The 17,637-nt window shown below is 74.4% G+C and carries 20 protein-coding genes; 8 read left to right on the top strand and 12 right to left on the bottom strand.

The genetic code is table 11. The features are described 5' to 3' along the window. Positions 1 to 15 precede the first annotated feature (15 nt). From AB0K34_RS42280 to AB0K34_RS42245, 8 genes are all read right to left on the bottom strand, one after another. Entirely contained in the window at positions 16 to 228 is a 213-nt protein-coding gene (locus AB0K34_RS42280) for a hypothetical protein (protein ID WP_364554312.1), read from the bottom strand. Then, positions 225 to 743, bottom strand: coding sequence for a sigma-70 family RNA polymerase sigma factor (locus tag AB0K34_RS42275; protein WP_364554313.1), 519 nt, complete (start codon positions 741 to 743; stop codon positions 225 to 227). The genes AB0K34_RS42280 and AB0K34_RS42275 overlap by 4 nt, the downstream gene beginning before the upstream one ends. A gap of 101 nt (positions 744 to 844) precedes the next feature. Continuing rightward, positions 845 to 2,008, bottom strand: coding sequence for a pyridoxal phosphate-dependent aminotransferase (locus AB0K34_RS42270; RefSeq protein ID WP_138639724.1), 1,164 nt, complete (start codon positions 2,006 to 2,008; stop codon positions 845 to 847). A gap of 19 nt (positions 2,009 to 2,027) precedes the next feature. Next, positions 2,028 to 2,633, bottom strand: a complete 606-nt coding sequence (locus tag AB0K34_RS42265) for a response regulator transcription factor (protein ID WP_301177108.1) — start codon at positions 2,631 to 2,633, stop codon at positions 2,028 to 2,030. Then, positions 2,630 to 3,874 (bottom strand): histidine kinase, encoded by a 1,245-nt coding sequence (locus AB0K34_RS42260; RefSeq protein ID WP_364554311.1) that lies wholly within the window; start codon positions 3,872 to 3,874, stop codon positions 2,630 to 2,632. Before AB0K34_RS42260 ends, AB0K34_RS42265 begins: the two co-directional genes overlap by 4 nt. 36 nt (positions 3,875 to 3,910) lie before the next feature. After that, complete coding sequence (locus AB0K34_RS42255; protein ID WP_364554310.1) at positions 3,911 to 4,708, bottom strand: ABC transporter permease; 798 nt, start codon at positions 4,706 to 4,708, stop codon at positions 3,911 to 3,913. Then, positions 4,705 to 5,631 carry an ABC transporter ATP-binding protein gene (locus AB0K34_RS42250; protein ID WP_364554309.1) on the bottom strand — a complete coding sequence of 309 codons (927 nt, stop codon included), beginning with the start codon at positions 5,629 to 5,631 and terminating at the stop codon, positions 4,705 to 4,707. The genes AB0K34_RS42255 and AB0K34_RS42250 overlap by 4 nt, the downstream gene beginning before the upstream one ends. 100 nt (positions 5,632 to 5,731) lie before the next feature. Further along, positions 5,732 to 6,373 carry an SDR family oxidoreductase gene (locus tag AB0K34_RS42245; protein WP_364554308.1) on the bottom strand — a complete coding sequence of 214 codons (642 nt, stop codon included), beginning with the start codon at positions 6,371 to 6,373 and terminating at the stop codon, positions 5,732 to 5,734. Between the two features lie 77 nt (positions 6,374 to 6,450). On the opposite strand from AB0K34_RS42245, the gene AB0K34_RS42240 reads away from it, so the two are divergent. Next, a complete protein-coding gene (locus AB0K34_RS42240; protein ID WP_301177104.1) occupies positions 6,451 to 7,026 on the top strand; it encodes a TetR/AcrR family transcriptional regulator in 576 nt (191 codons plus the stop codon). On the opposite strand, the gene AB0K34_RS42235 is transcribed toward AB0K34_RS42240, so the two are convergent. Further along, complete coding sequence (locus tag AB0K34_RS42235; RefSeq protein WP_138639717.1) at positions 7,023 to 8,420, bottom strand: acyl-CoA synthetase; 1,398 nt, start codon at positions 8,418 to 8,420, stop codon at positions 7,023 to 7,025. The two genes, AB0K34_RS42240 and AB0K34_RS42235, sit on opposite strands and share 4 nt — an antisense overlap. Next, on the bottom strand, positions 8,417 to 9,574 hold the full coding sequence (locus tag AB0K34_RS42230) for a CoA transferase (RefSeq protein WP_301177103.1): 1,158 nt from the start codon (positions 9,572 to 9,574) through the stop codon (positions 8,417 to 8,419). The genes AB0K34_RS42235 and AB0K34_RS42230 overlap by 4 nt, the downstream gene beginning before the upstream one ends. Positions 9,575 to 9,618: 44 nt before the next feature. Here AB0K34_RS42230 and AB0K34_RS42225 point away from each other — a divergent pair, with 44 nt between their 5' ends. From AB0K34_RS42225 to AB0K34_RS42200, 6 genes are all read left to right on the top strand, one after another. Continuing rightward, positions 9,619 to 10,200 carry a hypothetical protein gene (locus tag AB0K34_RS42225; protein WP_364554307.1) on the top strand — a complete coding sequence of 194 codons (582 nt, stop codon included), beginning with the start codon at positions 9,619 to 9,621 and terminating at the stop codon, positions 10,198 to 10,200. 36 nt (positions 10,201 to 10,236) lie between these two features. Beyond that, positions 10,237 to 11,049 (top strand): class I SAM-dependent methyltransferase, encoded by an 813-nt coding sequence (locus AB0K34_RS42220; protein ID WP_364554306.1) that lies wholly within the window; start codon positions 10,237 to 10,239, stop codon positions 11,047 to 11,049. Positions 11,050 to 11,095: 46 nt separating this feature from the next. After that, positions 11,096 to 11,284, top strand: a complete 189-nt coding sequence (locus AB0K34_RS42215) for a hypothetical protein (protein ID WP_138639712.1) — start codon at positions 11,096 to 11,098, stop codon at positions 11,282 to 11,284. 22 nt (positions 11,285 to 11,306) lie between these two features. Beyond that, on the top strand, positions 11,307 to 12,002 hold the full coding sequence (locus tag AB0K34_RS42210; protein WP_364554305.1) for a tetratricopeptide repeat protein: 696 nt from the start codon (positions 11,307 to 11,309) through the stop codon (positions 12,000 to 12,002). 70 nt (positions 12,003 to 12,072) lie between these two features. Next, positions 12,073 to 12,465, top strand: coding sequence for a hypothetical protein (locus tag AB0K34_RS42205; protein WP_364554304.1), 393 nt, complete (start codon positions 12,073 to 12,075; stop codon positions 12,463 to 12,465). After that, positions 12,408 to 13,097 (top strand): hypothetical protein, encoded by a 690-nt coding sequence (locus tag AB0K34_RS42200; RefSeq protein ID WP_364554303.1) that lies wholly within the window; start codon positions 12,408 to 12,410, stop codon positions 13,095 to 13,097. The genes AB0K34_RS42205 and AB0K34_RS42200 overlap by 58 nt, the downstream gene beginning before the upstream one ends. Here the strand turns inward: AB0K34_RS42200 and AB0K34_RS42195 are convergent. Continuing rightward, on the bottom strand, positions 13,074 to 14,909 hold the full coding sequence (locus AB0K34_RS42195; protein ID WP_301177098.1) for a hydantoinase B/oxoprolinase family protein: 1,836 nt from the start codon (positions 14,907 to 14,909) through the stop codon (positions 13,074 to 13,076). The two genes, AB0K34_RS42200 and AB0K34_RS42195, sit on opposite strands and share 24 nt — an antisense overlap. Continuing rightward, positions 14,906 to 16,945: a hydantoinase/oxoprolinase family protein gene (locus AB0K34_RS42190; RefSeq protein ID WP_364554302.1), complete on the bottom strand. Its 2,040-nt coding sequence runs from the start codon at positions 16,943 to 16,945 to the stop codon at positions 14,906 to 14,908. Before AB0K34_RS42190 ends, AB0K34_RS42195 begins: the two co-directional genes overlap by 4 nt. A gap of 133 nt (positions 16,946 to 17,078) precedes the next feature. On the opposite strand from AB0K34_RS42190, the gene AB0K34_RS42185 reads away from it, so the two are divergent. After that, the gene (locus AB0K34_RS42185) at positions 17,079 to 17,453 is read left to right on the top strand and encodes an FKBP-type peptidyl-prolyl cis-trans isomerase (protein ID WP_301177096.1); all 375 of its coding nucleotides are present in this window, start codon (positions 17,079 to 17,081) and stop codon (positions 17,451 to 17,453) included. Positions 17,454 to 17,637: the final 184 nt, after the last annotated feature.

The following is a 17,637-nucleotide window of genomic DNA, read 5'->3' as shown; positions in this document are numbered from 1 at the left end:
GGCCACTACGAAAAGCTAGTGACCTTCTGCAACACCGCCGCGGCCTCCGGCGACGAGCACCACGGGCCGCCGGACGCGGCGGCGCGGACGCGGCGCGGCGGCGGCGCTCATGGCGCGGGCCAGGTCGGCGTCGCGGCGGCGCGCGTGGCCGTCCTCGGCCAGCTCGTCGAGCGCGGCGGGCTTGAGCGCGCGGAACGCGGTGTCGGGCATCGTGTCTCCAGTGGTCACCGGGCCGCCTCCTCGGCGACCGCGGGGGCGGGGCGGGGGCCGGCCGGGGCGGCGGCGGTGTCCAGGGCGCGGGCGAGGCGCCTGCGGGCGCGGTGCAGCCGGACGGCGAGCGCGGGCGCCGAGCAGCCCATGACCTGCGCCGCCTGCCGGGGCTCCAGTCCGTGCCAGTTGACGAGCGCGAGCACCTCCAGGTCGCGCTCGGGCAGCGCGGCGACCGCCGCGAGCGCGGTCTCGCGCTCCACCACGTGCTCGGCGACGTCCCAGGCCGCGAGGTCGGCGGGCGTCGTCAGCGCCCGGATCCGGTCGGTGAGGGCGTGGCCGCGGCGGCGCCGGTCGTGCTGCTTGCGCAGCAGGTTGCGGGCGACGCCGAGCAGCCACGGCAGCGGCGGGTCCCCGACGTCGTCCAGCCGCCGCCAGGCGATCAGGAACGTCTCGCCGGCGATGTCCTCGGCCGTGTGCGGCTCGGCGTGGGTGAGCGCGTAGGCGAGGACGCGCCGGTGGTTCTCGTCGTACAGGCGGGTGATCCGGGATCATCCACGAGTACCTCCCGTCGGGATCGGTTGTCGTGACGTAATCCCGGACGGGCGGCCCCGTTTACAGGGGCGGCGCCGTTTTCTCAGCGGAGCCGGGCGAGGCGCTCCACGGCCTCGTCGATGACCTCGTCCTTCTTGCAGAACGCGAAACGGACGAAGTGGGCCCCGGCCTCGGCGTGGTCGTAGAACACCTGGGTCGGGATCGCGACGACGCCCGCCCGCTCCGGCAGGGCGCGGGCCAGCTCCATCCCGTCGGTGAACCCGAGCGGCCGGATGTCGGCCTGCACGAAGTAGGTGCCCTGCGGCCGGTACGCGGTGAACCCGGCGGCCTCCAGGCCGGTGATGAGCCGGTCGCGCTTGCCCTGGAGCGACTTGCGCAGCTCCTCCACCCACGGGATCTCGTTGCGCAGCGCGTACGCGGCGGCCCGCTGGTAGGGGGCGCTGACCGCGTAGGTGAGGAACTGCTTCACCGTCTGGACGGCCCTGACGTACGGCGCGGGCGCGGTCACCCAGCCCGTCTTCCAGCCGGTGACGGAGAACGACTTGCCGGCCGACGACACCGACACCGTCCGCTCCCGCATCCCGTCGAGCGTGGCGAGGGGGATGTGCTCGGCGTCGTCGAAGGTGAGGTACTCGTACACCTCGTCGGTGATGGCGACCAGGTCGTGCTCGCGGCACACGCCGGCGATGGCCTCCAGCTCGTCCCGCGTGAAGACGGTGCCCGCCGGGTTGTGCGGCGAGTTCACCAGGATCGCGCGCGTGCGGGGCCCGACGGCCGCCCGCAGCTCGTCGGGGTCGAAGGTGAACCGGCCCTCGACCGGCCGCAGCGTGACGGGCCTGCGCACAGCCCCCGCGAGCGCGACGACGGCCGCGTAGGAGTCGTAATACGGCTCGAAGACGATCACCTCGTCGCCGGGCCCGGCGAGCGCGAGGACGGACGCGGCGATGCCCTCGGTGGCGCCCACGGTCACGTACACCTCGGTCGCGGGGTCGTACTCCAGCCCGTACCGGCCGAGCCGCTGCGCCGCCACCGCCTCCCGCAGCTCGGGCACGCCCGGCCCCGGCGGGTACTGGTTCCCGCCCGACCGGATGGCCTCGACCGCCGCGTCCAGGACGCCGGCCGGGCCGTCCTCGTCCGGAAAGCCCTGGCCGAGATTGATCGCCCCGGTCCGGACGGCGAGGGCCGACATCTCGGCGAAGATCGTCTCGCCGAATCCCTGCATGCGCGCTACGAGAGGCTCACCCACGCCGACCAGGGTAACGGCGTCAGATCCAGCCCATCCGCTCGGCGGTGCGGACGGCGGCGAGGCGGTTGGACTCGTCGAGCTTGCCCATGGCGGTGGAGAGGTAGTTGCGGACGGTGCCCTCGGACAGGTGCAGGGCGGCGGCGATGCGGGCGGTCCCGGCGCCGGTGCCGGTGAGGCGGAGGACCTCGCGCTCGCGTTCGGTGAGCGGGTTGTCGCCGGCGGCCATGGCGCCGGCGGCGAGCTCGGCGTCCAGGTAGCGGCCGCCGCCGTGGACCTTGCGGATGGCGGCGGCGAGCTCCTGCGTGGGGGCGTCCTTGGCGACGAAGCCGCGGACCCCGGCGGCCATGGCGCGGCGCAGGTAGCCGGGGCGGCCGAAGCTCGTGAGGATGCACACCGCGCAGCGGGCGCCGGCGGCGTGCAGGTCCTCGGCGACGGAGAGGCCGTCCGCGCCCGGCATCTCGATGTCGAGGACGGCGACGTCCGGGTCGTGCGCGGCGACGGCGGCGGCGACCTCGTCGCCGCGGCCGACCTCGGCGACGACCTCCAGGTCGGCCTCCAGGCCGAGCAGCGCGGCGACGGCGCCGCGGATGAGGTGCTCGTCGTCGGCGAGCAGGACGCGGATCACGCTCCCCTCCCGGCGGGCGCCGCGGCGGGCACGGCGCCGCCGCCGTCGCCGGGCTCGGGCAGCGGGACGGCCGCGCGCAGCAGGAACCCGTCGCGGCCGCGCCGCCCGAAGGCGACCTCGCCGCCGAGCACGGCGGCGCGCTCGGCGAGCCCGGTCAGGCCCGAGCCGCCCGGCCCGTCGGCCGCGCGGGCGCCGTCGTTCAGCATCTCCAGCACCACGGACCCGCCGTAGGCGGTGATCGAGATCGTGCAGCGGCGCGCCTCGCTGTGCTTGATCACGTTGGTGGCGCCCTCGCGGATCACCCAGGCGAGCACGGAGCGGACCTCGGACGGCAGCCCGTCCGGCGGGGCGCCGGCCTCGCAGCGGACCCCGGCGGCCTCCAGCACGGCCCGCACCCCGGCCAGCTCGGCGTCCAGCTCGACGGCGCGGTACCCGCTGACGGCGGCCCGCACCTCGCGCAGCGCCTCCCGCGCGGCGTGCCGGACGTCGGCCATCTCGGCGCCGGCCCGCTCGGGGTCGGTGCCGGCCATCCGCATCGCCAGCTCGCTCTTCACCGCGATGAGCGACAGGCTGTGGCCGAGCAGGTCGTGCAGGTCGCGGGAGAAGCGGAGCCGCTCCTCGGTGACGGCGAGCCGGGCGAGGGCGTCGCGGGCCGCGTGGGTCTCGCGGTGCATGTCCCACATGCGGCGCTGGTAGATGTTGACGAACGCGACCACGCCGCAGACCGCGGTGTAGAGCGCGAACAGCATCGGGAAGACCGCGTACCAGGGCAGCGACCCGTGCGTGTCGAGGCGGTCGGCGGCGACGGTGGAGACCGCGCCGCTGTACGCGCCGGTGGCCGCGCAGAGGGCGGCGACTCGGCTACGGCCCATCGGCGTCAGGACGACGGCGGAGAGCCAGAAGACCGGGACGATGGTGAACCAGGGGCTCACGAGGAGCATCAGGCTCAGCGCGGCGGCGACGGCGCCGCCACCGGCGATGTCGCGGCGGGACGCGCCGCCCTCCAGGCCCGTCCGGACGAGCCGGTGGTAGTACCAGACGAGCACGCCGAACCCGGCGAGCACGGCGGCGGCGACGGGGGCGCCCACGTCGCCGCCGGCGTAGGCGGAGCCGAGCCCGGCGACGAGCGGCGCGGCGAAGCCCACGGCGGCGAACATGAACGAGCGGTAGGTGACCCGCCGGTAGCGCTCCAGCCTGCGGGTGTCCTGTTCTTCGAGATCCGCCGTGGTGGCGACCGTCATGTGCCGTTCCTCCTCTCAACGCAGCGTAGACGCCGGTCAGGCGTGCCGCGGCTCCCACCGGAACCAGCGGGCGGCGAGGGCGCGGCCGAGGACGCCCCAGACGACCAGGTAGAGGAACGGCCGCACGCAGGCCGCCCACCCCTCGACGATGCCGAGGGGCGGGTGCGGGGCGCCGTGGTGGACGAAGTCGCGCCCGAAGTACCCGGTCCGGACGATCTCCACGACCGGGTTGAGCGGGACGGCCCGGCACACCTGCTGGAGCCAGCCGGGCAGTTCCTCCAGCGGGAACATCACGCCGCCGCCGAGCATGCAGCCGAACATGATCGGCAGCACGGTGAGCTGCGCCAGCTCCGCGTTCGGGGTGAGGCCGGAGACGGCGAAGGCCAGCAGCGCGAAGACGGCGGCGCCGCCGGCGAGCCCGGCGAGCAGCAGCACGGGGTCGGCGGGGAACCGGCCGCCGAACGCGGCGCCCAGCGCGATCAGCAGCGCGAGGGCCTGCACGGCGTACATGGCGGTCGCGGTCAGCACGCTGCCGCCGGTGATCTCGGCGTCCGAGAGCGCGGTGCCGCGCAGCCGTTTGAGCGTGCGGTCCTCGCGGCGGGCGGTGAACACGTTGACGAGGTTCATGAACACGGCGAAGACGAGGAAGAACCCGAGGTGGCCGGTGCCCTGGAGGAGGGCGCCGTCCACGCCGCCGATCTCCTGGCCCTTCATCGGGACGAGCATCGCGGCGAACAGCACCGGCAGGCCGAAGACGGTGAACATCGCCGTCCGGTTGCGCCAGAGCAGGGTGGCGTCGAGGCGCGCGACGCTGAGCAGGGCGGACGGGTTCATCGGGCCGCTCCTTCGGCGGTGCGGAGGAAGACGTCTTCGAGGGACGCGCTGCGCGCCTCCAGGCCGTCGAGCCGGACGCGCTGGTCGTCGGCCCAGCGCAGCAGGTCGTACAGGCCCGCCTGGAGTCCGGTGTCGGTGACGGTGTAGGAGGCGACGGTGCGGCCGCCGTCGACGGTGATGGCGGCGCGGGCGCCGCGCAGGTCTGGCAGTTCGGCGACCTGGAGGCTCTCCGGGACGCGGAAGCGGATGCGGTCGCCGTGCCCGGCGACGACCTCGCCGACCGTCCCGGACGTCTCGATCCGGCCCCGGTGCATGATGGCGAGGCGGTCGGCGAGGTGCTCGGCCTCCTCCAGGTAGTGGGTGGTGAGCAGGACGGTCGTCCCGTCCGCCACCAGGTCGCGGACGGTCGTCCAGGTGGCCTGCCTGGCCTCGGGGTCCATGCCGGTGGTGGGCTCGTCCAGGAAGATGACCTGGGGGCGGCCGAGCAGCGCGAGGGCGAGGTCGAGGCGGCGCTTCTGGCCGCCGGACAGCTGCCGCACCCGCACGTCGGCCTTGGCGGCGAGCCCGGAGATGGCGATGGCCTCGTCCTTGGGCCGCGCCGCCGGGGTGAAGCCGCGCCAGTGCTCGACGGTCTCGGCGACGGTGAGATCGGCGAAGAAGCCGCCGTCCTGGAGCATGATGCCGATGCGCGGGCGCACGGCGCGGCGCTCCCGGTACGGGTCGTGCCCGAGCACCCGGACCGTGCCCGCGTGGGCGGGCCGGTGCCCCTCCAGGGTTTCGAGCGTGGTCGTCTTGCCGGCGCCGTTGGTGCCGAGGAGGGCGAACAGCTCGCCCGCGCCGACGTCGAACGAGATGCCGGCGACGGCCTCGAAGTCCCCGTACCGCTGGCGGAGGCCGGTGGCGGTGATGGCTGGATCGTCCATGCGTCCCAGCCTCGCGGCCTGGCGCGGCGGCCGGTAGGAGCCGCTGTCACCGGTTCCGGCGGCGCCTGTCAGGCGATCGGCATGACAGGTGTCACGTCCCTCAGCTCGCGACGCTGACGGCGCGGCCGACGGTGGAGTCGTCGGCGAGCTGGTCGAGCAGGGCGATGGCCAGGTCGGCGCGGGCGATGGAGGCGCCGCCGAGCACGTTGCGCTCGACCGCCCTGCGGTAGCGGCCGTTGCCGGGGCCGTTGGTGAGGCGGGGCGGACGGACGATCGTCCAGCGGGTCCCCGACGCGCGGACCAGGCGCTCGGCGGCGCGCATGTCGGCGAACGCGTGCTTGAGGAGCGGCTGCAGGACGAGCGGCTTGACGACGAACCGGGTGAGCGGGTCGTCGCCCGGCCCGGCGTGCAGCCCGGACGCGCTGACCAGCAGGAACCGGTCGGCGCCCGCGGCGTCCATGGCGGCGAGGACGCTGCGGGCGCCGTCCGCGCAGACGCTGGTCGGGGCGCGGCCCTCGCGGCTGCCGAGGGCGGACACGACGGCGTCGGCGCCCTTGACCGCCTCCTCGATCGCGGCCGGGTCCATGACGTCGGCCTGGACGACCTCCGCGCAGGAGCGCAGCTCGGACGGCAGCCGCGCCGGGTCGCGGACGACGGCGGTGACGTGGTGCCCGGCGTCCAGCGCCCGCCGGACGGTGAGCCGGCCGGTGGCTCCGGTCGCCCCGAAGATCGTGATCCTCATGGTCGCCCCCTGTGGTGAGTGAGTATTTACTAACCTCTATCGTGGTGAGCGTTCACTCACCTGTCAAGGGGGCCCCATTGAGCGCGCGGGAACGGATCCTGGACGCCGCGGCGGACGTCATGCGGCGGCACGGCGTCGCCCGCGCCACCACCAAGGAGATCGCGAAGGCGTCCGGCTACTCCGAGGCACTGCTCTACAAGCACTTCCGCGACAAGGAGGAGCTGATGCTGAGCGTGCTGAAGGAGCGGATGCCGCCGTTCGCCTCGATGGCCGTCCCCGGCGAGGGCACCGTGGAGTCGAACCTCGTCGCGGTCGTCCACGGCGCGCTGCGCTTCTACCGGCGGGCGTTCCCGATGATGGCGTCGATGGCGGCGCAGCCCGCGCTGCTGAACGCCACCCGCGAGTCGCTGCGCAAGTACGGGGCGGGGCCGCGGGAGCCGGTGCGGGCGCTCGCCCGGTACCTGGACGCCGAACGCGGCCTCGGCCGCGTCGCCGCCGGCGCGGACGCGCAGGCGGTGGCGGCGCTGCTCATGGGGGCGTGCTTCCAGCAGGGGTTCCTGCACTACTTCGCCGAGGGCGAGGACGGCCCCGACCTGCCGGAGTCGTTCGCGCGCGGCCTCGTGCGGCCCGTCCTGGCGGAGGTGCTGCCCTAGAGCTCGCCGAGGCGGGTCTTCACGACCTTGCCCATGGCGTTGCGCGGCAGCGCGTCCACCAGGTGGACGACGCGGGGCCGCTTGTGCACCGACAGCCGCTCGGCGACGAACCCGATGAGCTGGTCCGCGCCGACGCCGTCGGCGACGACGTAGGCGGTGACCTGCTCGCCGAGGTCGTCGTGCGGGGTGCCGACGACGGCCGCCTCCCGGACCGCGGGATGCGCGAGCAGCGCGTTCTCGATCTCCCCGGCGCCGATCCGGTACCCGCCGCTCTTGATGAGGTCGGTGGACGCGCGGCCGACGATGCGGTGCCAGCCGTCCGGGCCGATGGTCGCGATGTCGCCGGTGCGGAACCAGCCGTCCGGCGCGAACGACTCCGCGGTGGCCTCGGGCCGGTTGAGGTAGCCCTTGAACAGCAGCGGCGCGCGGACGTGCAGCTCGCCGGGCGCCTCCCCGTCGTGCGGGACGGCGCTGCCGTCCTCGGCGACCAGGCGGGTCTCGACGCCGGGCAGCGGCATGCCGACATAACCGGGGCGCCTGTCGCCGTCGGCGCGCGCGCTGACCGTGATGAGGGTCTCGGTCATGCCGTACCGCTCGACGGGCCGGTGCCCGGTGAGCTCGGAGAGCCGCTCGAAGACGGGCACGGGCAGGGGCGCGCTGCCCGAGACGAGGAGCCGCGCCCCGCGGAGCGCCTCGGCGGTCGCGGGATCGGCCGCCGTCCGCGACCACACCGTGGGGACGCCGAAGAACAGGCTGCCGCCGTCGTCCCGCGCGGCCGCCGCGTACAGCTCCGGCTTGGGACGTCCCGTGTGGACGAGCGGCGACCCCACCCGCAGCGCCCCGAGCACCCCGAGGACCAGGCCGTGCACGTGGAACAGGGGCAGCCCGTGGACGAGCACGTCGCCGGGCGTCCACGCCCATGCCTCGGCGAGCGCGTCCAGCCCGGCGGCGATCGCGCTCCGCGAGATGAGCACGCCCTTCGGCGCGCCCGTCGTGCCGCTGGTGTAGAGGATCAGCGCGGTCGCGCCGGCGGGGACGGCGCCGCCGCCGCTTCCGCCGCGCGGCAGCCGGTCGACCGGAACCAGGGGCGGCTCGCCCGGCGCGGGCTCCGTGCTCCCCGCGGCGAGGATCATGCTCGCGCCCGAGTCGCCGAGGATGTGGGCGCGCTCGGCGGGCCCGGAGTCGGGCGGCAGCGGCACCACCGGGACGCCCGCGAGGAGGCCCCCGACGACCGCCGCGACCGTCTCCAGCGACGCCGTGGCGTGCACGGCCACGGCGTCCGCGCCCCGGATCTCCGCGGCGACCGCGGACGCCCGGCCGAGCAGCTCGTCCCGCGCCAGCTCCCGGCCCGCGACGCGCACCGGCCCGCCGGTCTCGCCGAGCAGGTCCATCATTCGCCCCTCTCCATCTCGTCCAGCCAGGCCAGGACCGCGTCGTTGTGCTCGCCGAGCAGCGGCGGCGCGGTGTGCTCGCGCGGCGGCGCCCCGTCGAACCGCAGCGGCGGGCCGGGCAGCTCGATCCGGCCGAGCTGCGGATGGTCGACCTCGATGACCAGGCCCTGCGACCGGGTCTGCGCCCACTCGTAGACCTCGTCGATCGACCGGATCGCCCCGGCGGGGACGCCCGCCTCGTCCAGCCGCGCGAGCCACGCGTCCCGCGTGTCGGCCGCGAGCGCGCGCTCGATGTCGGCGGTCAGCTCCGCGCGCCGGGCCGCCCGGTCCGGGATCGTGGCGTAGCGCGGGTCGTCCGGGTCGAGCCCGGCGAGCGGCGCGAACCGGCGCCACAGGCCCTGGTTGGCGACGCCGATCTGGATCTGCCCGTCCTTGCAGCGGAACGTCCCGTACGGGGCGATGGACGGGTGGTCGTTCCCGACCGACTCGGGCGCGTCGCGCGCGACCGTCCACCGCGTGCCCTGGAACATGTGCGCGCCGACCACCGACGCCAGCAGCGACGTGCGCACGACCGTCCCGCGCCCGGTCCTCGTGCGCTCGTACAGCGCGGCCAGCACCCCGGCGACCCCGTTGTGCGCCGCGAGGATGTCGGCGATCGAGAGACCGACCTTGCTGGGCGTGCCGGGCGGCCCGGTCACGCTCATGATCCCCGCCTCGCCCTGCACGATCGCGTCGTAGCCGGGCCGCCCGCCCTCGGGCCCGCCGTGCCCGAACCCGGTGATGGACAGGACGACCAGGCCGGGGTTCAGCTCGTGCAGCCGCTCCACGGGGAACCCGAGCCGGTCGAGCACCCCGGGCCGGAAGTTCTCCACCAGCACGTCGGCGTGCCGCACCAGCCGGGCCAGGACGCCGGCGCCCTCCTGCGACTTCAGGTCGAGGGTCACCGACTCCTTGTTCCGGTTGATCGACAGGTAGTAGGTGCTGACCTGCTCGTCCCCCGCGAACGGCGGCCCCCACCCGCGGGTCTCGTCGCCGCCGCCGGGATGCTCCACCTTGATGACCCGGGCGCCGAGGTCGGCGAGCGCCATGGTGGCCTGCGGGCCCGCCACCACGCGGCTGAGGTCGACGATCACGACGCCTTCGAGCGGTCCGGGCAAGGACGTCCTCCTTCGCGGGTACGGCACCTGGAAGTATGCCGTCCGTGCCGCCTTCCGCGATGACCTACCCCGCGCTCGCCGCGCGCCTGCTCGTCCTGCCGCCGTCCTGCGGCCCGGCGCGCCTGGTCGCGGTGGACGGCCCGAGCGGCGCCGGGAAGTCGACGTTCGCCGGCCACCTCGCGGAGGCCCTGGTGGGCGCGCCGATCGTCCGCTCCGACGACTTCCGCGTCCCCTGGGACGCCGACCCGCTCACCTGGTGGCAACCGCTGCGCGAGGCCGTCCTCGACCCCCTCTGCGCGGGCCGCCCGGCCCGGCTCCGCCGCTACGACTGGCACCGCGACGGTTACGGCCCCGAGGAGGAGATCCCGCCGCCGCCCGTCCTCATCGTCGAGGGCGTCGGCTCAGCCTGGGCCGGCTCCCCCGCCGCCTACCGCATCTGGATCGACGCCCCCTACGGCGTCCGCCAGGCCCGCGCCCTAGCCCGCGACGGCGTCGAGTACGCCGACGCCTGGGAACAGTGGACCGCCCGCGAAACCGAGTTCTTCACCAAGGACGACACGAAACCCCGCTGCGACCTCCACATAGACGGCACCACCTTCACCCCCCACCGCTTCACACCCCACTGACCCGTTCCGGCGATCAGTTCGGCCTATGCTCTGGCCATGACGGATGCCGAGTATCTGGCGACGAACAAGGCGCTGTGGGACGAGCGGGTGCCGATTCACCTGGCCAGCGACTTCTACGACGTGGCCGGGTTCAAGGCCGGCGGCCAGGCCCTGCGCGACTTCGAGACGGCCGAGGTCGGAGACGTCACGGGGCGGCGGCTCGTTCACCTGCAGTGCCACTTCGGCCTCGACACCCTCTCGTGGGCCCGCCGGGGCGCCCAGGTGACCGGCCTGGACTTCTCCGAGAAGGCCATCGAGGCCGCCCGCACGGTGGCGGACGAAACAGGTCTCACGGCCCGCTTCGCCGTAGCGGACGTGTACGACGCGCCAGCGGTCCTCGGTGAGACCTACGACATCGTCTACACGGGCCTGGGCGCCCTGTGCTGGCTGCCCGACATCGACCGCTGGGCCGGAGTCGTGGCGTCACTGCTGGAGCCGGGCGGGTTCCTGTACCTGGCGGAGTTCCACCCGTTCGCCGACACGCTCGACGACCGCGAAGGCCGCACGCTCACCTATGACTACTTCGCCGACGGCCCCCAGATCTGGGACGAGCCGGACATGGGCAGCTACGCCGACCCGCAGGCCCTGGTCCAGCACACCCGCTCGATCGAGTTCGCTCACGGCCTGGGCGAAGTGGTGACGGCCCTGACCACCAAGGGCCTGCGCATCGACTTCCTGCACGAGCACGACTACACGCTCTGGCAGCGGTTCTCCATCTTGGAACGCCACGGCACCACCTACCGCCTCCCAGAGGGCCACCCCCGCATCCCCCTGATGTACTCCCTGCGCGCTACCAAGCCCGCCCTTTAGTCACCGGCGCGACCGCGGCCCCGATGCGCCCGCCGACATGTCCGCCATGGACCCGGCCGAGTACCCGACGATGGCCGCCCTCGCTCCGCTGCAGGACGATTTCGGCTCCGCGGCGCAGTTCGGCCGGCTGCTCGACGCCGTCCTGAGCGGGATCCGGAGCCGGGCCGACGGCGGCGTGACTCGGTCGACCCCAAGTGGAGCGGACGGGTCTGGCGAAATCGGTATGACCGTGTGATCTCGGTCGGTAGCTTGGCGTCATGAGCGGTGACGGCCTTGCGCACGGGATCGGTCCGGCGGCGAAGATTGCGCTGAGGCAGGCGGCGGCCGAGGACGACGAGGACGCCGCGTCCCTGTGGTGTTCACGTCTGGCCCAGTTCGGGATGGTCGAGGCAGCCGGGCGGTACTTCCGCCCGTCCGGCGAGGAGGGCGACCTCGCCGCGGTCAAGTGCATGGTGTGGCTCGCCTGGGAGGCCGGGGAGGACGGCGACGCCCGGACGTGGCTTGAGCGCGCCGCCCAAACCGGTGACCTGTGGGCCATGTACGAGCTGGGGCGGTCCGTACCGGAGCCGGACGAGGCGGAGCGCTGGTACCGCCGGGCGGCCGAAGCGGGTCACGCGCTGGCGATGAACAACCTGGGGTCGCTCCTCAGCCGCACCGGCCGGCGTGATGAGGCGATGGCTTGGTACCGGCGCGCGGCCGAAGCCGGTGTCGACATCGCGATGAACAACCTCGCCGTCCAGCACGTCCTCCAGGGTGAGCACGCGGAGGCCGAGGGGTGGTTCCGGCGCGCCGCCGACACGGGCAGCGTCGATGGGATGGCCAACCTGGGGCGCCTGAAGCTGGAGGCGGGCGACCTCCAGGACGGCGAGTCCTGGCTCGCCAAGGCGGCCGAGAAGGGGCACCGGGGCGCGGCGGAGCGGCTCGCCGAGTTGCGGGCCGAACCCGGCCGATGATGCTCGGCGCGGATCGGTGGGGTCCCGCCGCCGGCCGCGAACCCGAGCGGTGAGGCGGTTGCGTCGGGCGATGTCGGGGCGGGCCGCCGAGGCGGGGCTGGGCGCCGTGCGGCGCGTGCACCGGCAGCACCGCGGCCGGCCCGACTGGACCGACCTCGTCCCCTGGGTCTTCGGCTTCGCGATGGCGGCGGGCGTGGCCGCCGCCTTCGACTGGCGGTTCGTCCTGCTGCTGCCCGCGCTGGTGTGGGCGGGCCTGGCCTGCTGGGTCCGCTTCGGGCCGGTGGACGGGCCGCGGCACCGGTTCGCCGTGTGCGAGGACGGTCTGCTGGTGTGGGCGCGGGACGCCTCCACCGCCGTCCCGTGGGAGTCGCTGACGACGCCCGACTGGGCCCGAAGCGGCGGGTCGTGCGGCTGGCATGGACGGACGGCGCCGAAGAGCGGTCCGTGTTCGTCGGCCCGGTGAACGCGTCCCGGGATCTGGGCAGGGCCGTGGAGCGCCGGGGGCCGGTGCGGGCGTCGCTCCGTCCGCGGCTGGTGGCCGGGGCGGCGGGCATGGCGGTGCTCGTGCTGGTGGGCTGGATCGTGCAGCCGTGGCTCGTCCGCGCCGTCCTCGGGGAGCGGCCGGAGCAGCTGCAGGATCTCGCCCGGCTGTGCTGGCGCCAGGACCGTCCCTTCGAGCGGGCCGCGAAGCATGATGGGGCGGGCCCGCATCCGCTGGTGTTCTTCCGTGAGGGAGCGGGCCGTCCGCAGTACGCGACCGCGGGCGTGGGCGCGAAGCGGCCCGCGCCGGACGAGGTGGAGCTGGTGGCGTGCAGTTACCCGGCGGGCCGCGTCTCGGACAAGCCGATCAAGGTGTGCATGTACGAGGGCGGGCTGCGCTTCGAGACCTTCCAGGGCCGCCATCGCCTCGAGGTCTACGAGGCCCGCACCGGCCGCCGGGTCGGCAGGCGGACGCTGACGGGCCTCGCCGGTGTCGGCGAATGCGCCCCAGCCAAGCTCGCCTACGGCGAGCCGCCCTACGACCGGCACGAGGTCGAGACCTATCCCTCGATGGCCGACTACCAGGCCGCCCTACAGCCCTTCATCACCCGTTGATCCGAGGGTGTCGACGTCGGCGGAGGTGAGGCCGCCGGAGAGGTGGGGGTAGCCGGGGCCGCGGTCGAAGAAGGGGACGGGGCCGCGGTCGGCGCGCAGGCGCGCGCGCAGGGTCGTGGTGGCCTCGTCGTCCACTTCGCCGTCCGTGAGCACTACGCCGTAGTCGTCGCGGGCTCCTTCGAGGGAGACCTTGCCGTCGCGGACGTCGGCGGCCACGCGGGACGGGTCGCGGTTCAGGGGGTCGCCCCAGCCGCCGCCCCCGGTGGTCCGGATGCGGATCGTCTGCCCCGCCTTGACCGGGTGGTCGTCGACGAGGCCGTCCATCTCCTCGCCGTCGATGTCGACGCGGAAGGGGCGCCCGGCGCGGCCGCCGTTGACGCCCCAGCAGGACAGGATCGAGCGGTCGGCGATCGACATGTAGTGGGCGTCGCGGAGCATGCGGATGTGCTTGTCGTAGCCGAGGCCGCCCCGGTGCTCCCCCGGGCCGCCGGAGTCGGTGGCGAGGCCGAGGCGCTCGACGATGAACGGCCAGCGGGCCTCGGCGAACTCGGCGGGGATGTTGCGGGAGTCGGGCACGACGTGGATGGTGTCCTCGCCGTCGGCGTAGTAGCGGCCGCCGGAGCCGCCGCCGAGGACCTCGCGCATGAGGTACGGGCCGCGGTCGTCCTCGCCGTAGACGCCGGTGTAGCGGATCGTCTCCTGGTCGGCGGGCATCCGGCCGTTCGTGGCCTTCGCCAGGACGCCCGCGAGGACGCCGAGGAGCCGCAGGATGACGAACGTGCGGGCGTTGGTCGGGGCCGGGAAGACGGGCGTGAGGAGGGTGCCCTTCTCGGGGAAGCGCATCTCGATGAGGGGGACGACGCCCTCGTTGACGTCCAGTTCGGCGGCGCGCTCGGGGGTGTCGGCCAGGTTCCGCAGGACGGGCGCCAGCCACTTCTTCAGGAAGACGCCGTCGGCGTAGTCGCCCGCGTGGTTGATGGGGCCCTTGGCCTGGGGCGAGGTGCCGGTGAAGTCGATGACGAGGGGGACGGCGGCCGCCTTGTCGACGGTGAGGGTGATGCGCTGGGCGTGCAGGCGGGGCGGGTCGACGCCGTCGTGCTCGGCGTAGTCCTCCCAGGTGAACGTGCCGTCCGGGATCTTGGCGAGGAGTTCGCGGCGGAACGTCTCGGTGGTGCGGTCGATGATCGCGTCGAAGCAGTCCTCGACGGCGGCGCGGCCGTAGCGGGCGAACAGCTCGCCGAGGCGGCGGGCGCCCATCAGGCAGGCCGAGCACTCGGCGTCGAGGTCGCCGGCGAGGGAGTCGGGCATCCGCGAGTTGCGGGTCATGATGGCGAGGGCGGCCTCGTTCGGGACGCCCCGGTCCCACAGCTTGATCGGCGGGACCATCAGGCCCTCCTCGAACGCGCTGCGGGCGTGGCTCGGCATCGAGCCGGGGACGGCGCCGCCGATGTCGTCGTGGTGGCCGAACGCCTGGACGAACGCGACCACCTCGTCCTGGTGGAACACCGGCACCGTGACGCACAGGTCCGGAAGGTGGCCGATGCCGCCTTCGGAGAGGTACACGTCGTTGTGGAAGAACACGTCGCCCGGACGCATGCCGCCGAGGGGGAAGTCCCGCGCGATCGGCTGGACGAGCGCCGAGTAGGAGCGGCCGGTGAGCTTGCGGAGGCGGCGGTCGTGGATGCCGGCGCGGAAGTCGTGCGCGTCGCGGATCATCGGCGAGCGGGCGGTGCGGGCGATCGCCGTCTCCACCTCGCGCTCGACCGAGGCGAGGGTGCCCTCGACGATCTCCAGCAGGATCGGGTCGGTCATCGCGTCACCACCAGGTTGCCGTAGCCGTCGAGCCGCGCGGTGAAGCCGGGGTGCAGCGGGACGGTGGAGCCGAACTCCTCGATGATCGCCGGCCCCTCGATCCGGTCGCCGGGGACGAGTTTCTCCCTGCGGTAGATCGGCGTCTCCTGCCAGGAGTCGAAGTGGACCCGCCGGGTGCCGGTCCGGGCGCGGGACGGGTCGCCGTCGCCCGGCGGGCGCTCGGCCAGGCGCGGGCGCTCGATCGGGCCGATGCCGGAGACGCGCAGGTTGACCCACTCGACCGGATGGCGCGGGTCGTCGCGGTAGCAGTAGCCGTAGAGGGCCTCGTGGGCGTCGTGGAACCGGCGGACGACCTCCGCGCGGAACGCCTCGCCGGGGGTCCCGGCGGGCGCGGGCACCCGCACCTCGAACGCCTGCCCGTAGTAGCGCAGGTCGGCGGAGCGGGCGAAGCGGCGGTCGCCCTCCGGGAAGCCCTCGCGGGCCAGCGCGGCGGACGCCTCGGCCTCCAGGGCGGTGTAGCCGTCGCGCAGCAGCGCGGGGTCGAGTTCGGCGTCCCGGACGACCTTTGTCCGCACGTAGTCGTTCTTCGCGTCCACGGTGAGCAGGCCGAACGCGGACAGGTTGCCGGGGTTCTCCGGGACGACGGCGGCGGGCAGGCCGAGCACGTCCAGCAGCCGGCAGGCGAGCAGCGGCCCCGAGCCGCCGAACGCGACGAGCGGGTAGTCGCGGACGTCCAGGCCCCGCTTCACGGTGATCTGCCGGATCGCGTTCGCCTGGTTCCACGCCGAGATCTCCAGGATGCCGGCGGCGGCGCGTTCGAGCGGGAGGCCGAGGTCGGCGGCGAGCGCGCCGAGGCCGGCGCGGGCCGCGTCCACGTCCAGGGGGACCTCGCCGCCGAGCAGGTGCGGCGGGATGCGGCCGAGGACGGCGTGCGCGTCGGTCACCGTCGCCTCGGCGCCGCCGCGCCCGTAGCACAGCGGGCCGGGGTCGGCGCCCGCGCTGCGCGGGCCGACCTTCAGCGCGCCCTCGGGCGAGCGCCACGCGACCGAGCCGCCGCCCGCGCCGACCGTCACGATGTCGATCATCGGGATCTTGACGGGGTGGCGGCCGATGGCGCCCTCGGTGGTGAGGGTCGGCTCGCCGTCCAGCACGACGGCGACGTCGGTGGACGTGCCGCCGCCGTCCAGGGTCACGACCGAGCCGTGCCCGCTGTGCGCGACGACGAACGCCGCGCCCAGCGCGCCCGCCGCCGGGCCCGAGAGCACCGTCGTGATGGGCTGCCGGGCGACCTCGTCGGCCGACAGGACGCCGCCGTTGCTCTTCATCACCAGCAGGCGGGACGCGACGCGCTCGGCGATCCGGGCGAGGTAGCCGTTCATCGCGGGCTTGACGGCGGCGTCCACGAGGGTCGTCACCGACCGCTCGTACTCGCGGTACTCGCGCAGCACCTCGCACGACAGCGACACGACGGCGTCCGGGTGCTCGCGGCGCAGGACGTCCCGCATCGCCAGCTCGTGCGACGGGTCGGCGTAGGAGTGCAGGAAGCACACCCCGATCGCGCGGATCCCCTGCTCGCGGAACCAGCGGGCCGCCGCGACCGCCGACGCCTCGTCGAACGGGCGGATCTCCGCGCCGGTGTGGTCGAGCCGCCCGCCGACCGCCCGCACCCGGTGCACGGGGACGATCCGCGGCGGCTTCACCCAGAAGTAGCTGTTGCCGTAGCCGTCCGGGACGCTCTGCCGCGCGATCTCCAGGACCGACTCGAACCCCTCGGTGGTGATGAACCCGAGGTCGTCGATCCGGTCTTCGAGGAGCCGGTTGGTCGCGACCGTGGTGCCGTGCGAGAGCGCCGCGACGTCCTCGGGCCCGGCGCCGAGCAGCCGCAGCACCTTCGCGACGCCGGCCGCGAAGCCCTCGGCCGGGTCGGCGGGCGTGGACGGGGTCTTGGTGGTGGTGAGCCCGCCGCCCTCGTCCAGCGCGACGACGTCGGTGAACGTCCCGCCCGTGTCGATCCCGATCCGCAGCCGCCTCGCCATGGTGAAGGGTCTACCGGACGGCGGCCACCAGGGAAACCGTCGCAATCTGCCAACGGGCGCGTCGTTCTTTCGTGAAGGCGCGTGGGGCTAGGCTGAGCTTTTTCCATCGGACGACAAATGCTGGAGCCCTTTCATGGCGCTTGAACGCCCCGAGATCGACTTCCCCGAGGGACAGCCGCCGCAGTACCTCGACATCACCGACATCACCGAGGGCGACGGCCCCGCCGCGGCCAAGGGCTCGCAGGTGTCGATGCACTACGTGGGCGTGTCCTGGTCCACCGGCGAGGAGTTCGACGCGTCCTGGAACCGGGGCTCGACGCTGGACTTCGAGCTCGGCTCCGGCCGCGTCATCAAGGGCTGGGACATGGGCATCGAGGGCATGAAGGTCGGCGGGCGCCGCAAGCTCGTCATCCCGCCGCACCTGGCCTACGGCGACCGCAGCCCGAGCCCGGCGATCAAGCCGGGCGAGACGCTCATCTTCGTCGTCGACCTGGTCGCCGTCAGCTAGGAGAGCGCGCGGCTCAGCGGCGCGCGCGGCGGCCGAGCAGGTAGCCGAGCGCGACGCCGGCGAGGGCGACCGCTCCGCCGGCGCCGAACGCCGCCGTCATCGGCCACGCCGCGGACGCGCGCTCCGGCGCCGCCGCGGCGCGTCCCGCGTAGACCGGGCCGGTGCCCGCCGGGACCTCGGCGGG

The sequence above is a fragment of the Actinomadura sp. NPDC049382 genome (genome assembly GCF_040677125.1).
In the GTDB taxonomy this organism is placed as follows: domain Bacteria; phylum Actinomycetota; class Actinomycetes; order Streptosporangiales; family Streptosporangiaceae; genus Spirillospora; species Spirillospora geliboluensis.
Note: the sequence above shows the minus strand (reverse complement) of the source record. Positions and strands in the feature narration are given on the sequence as shown.

What these genes read in the sequence shown, in the direction of transcription:
- AB0K34_RS42190 (WP_364554302.1), bottom strand. Translation starts at nt 16,945, where the DNA reads ATGGCGAGGCGGCTGCGGATCGGGATCGACACGGGCGGGACGTTCACC.
- AB0K34_RS42210 (WP_364554305.1), top strand. Translation starts at nt 11,307, where the DNA reads ATGAGCGGTGACGGCCTTGCGCACGGGATCGGTCCGGCGGCGAAGATT.
- AB0K34_RS42205 (WP_364554304.1), top strand. Translation starts at nt 12,073, where the DNA reads ATGTCGGGGCGGGCCGCCGAGGCGGGGCTGGGCGCCGTGCGGCGCGTG.
- AB0K34_RS42255 (WP_364554310.1), bottom strand. Translation starts at nt 4,708, where the DNA reads ATGAACCCGTCCGCCCTGCTCAGCGTCGCGCGCCTCGACGCCACCCTG.
- AB0K34_RS42245 (WP_364554308.1), bottom strand. Translation starts at nt 6,373, where the DNA reads ATGAGGATCACGATCTTCGGGGCGACCGGAGCCACCGGCCGGCTCACC.
- AB0K34_RS42215 (WP_138639712.1), top strand. Translation starts at nt 11,096, where the DNA reads ATGGACCCGGCCGAGTACCCGACGATGGCCGCCCTCGCTCCGCTGCAG.
- AB0K34_RS42195 (WP_301177098.1), bottom strand. Translation starts at nt 14,909, where the DNA reads ATGACCGACCCGATCCTGCTGGAGATCGTCGAGGGCACCCTCGCCTCG.
- AB0K34_RS42250 (WP_364554309.1), bottom strand. Translation starts at nt 5,631, where the DNA reads ATGGACGATCCAGCCATCACCGCCACCGGCCTCCGCCAGCGGTACGGG.
- AB0K34_RS42185 (WP_301177096.1), top strand. Translation starts at nt 17,079, where the DNA reads ATGGCGCTTGAACGCCCCGAGATCGACTTCCCCGAGGGACAGCCGCCG.
- AB0K34_RS42235 (WP_138639717.1), bottom strand. Translation starts at nt 8,420, where the DNA reads ATGATGGACCTGCTCGGCGAGACCGGCGGGCCGGTGCGCGTCGCGGGC.
- AB0K34_RS42260 (WP_364554311.1), bottom strand. Translation starts at nt 3,874, where the DNA reads ATGACGGTCGCCACCACGGCGGATCTCGAAGAACAGGACACCCGCAGG.
- AB0K34_RS42220 (WP_364554306.1), top strand. Translation starts at nt 10,237, where the DNA reads ATGACGGATGCCGAGTATCTGGCGACGAACAAGGCGCTGTGGGACGAG.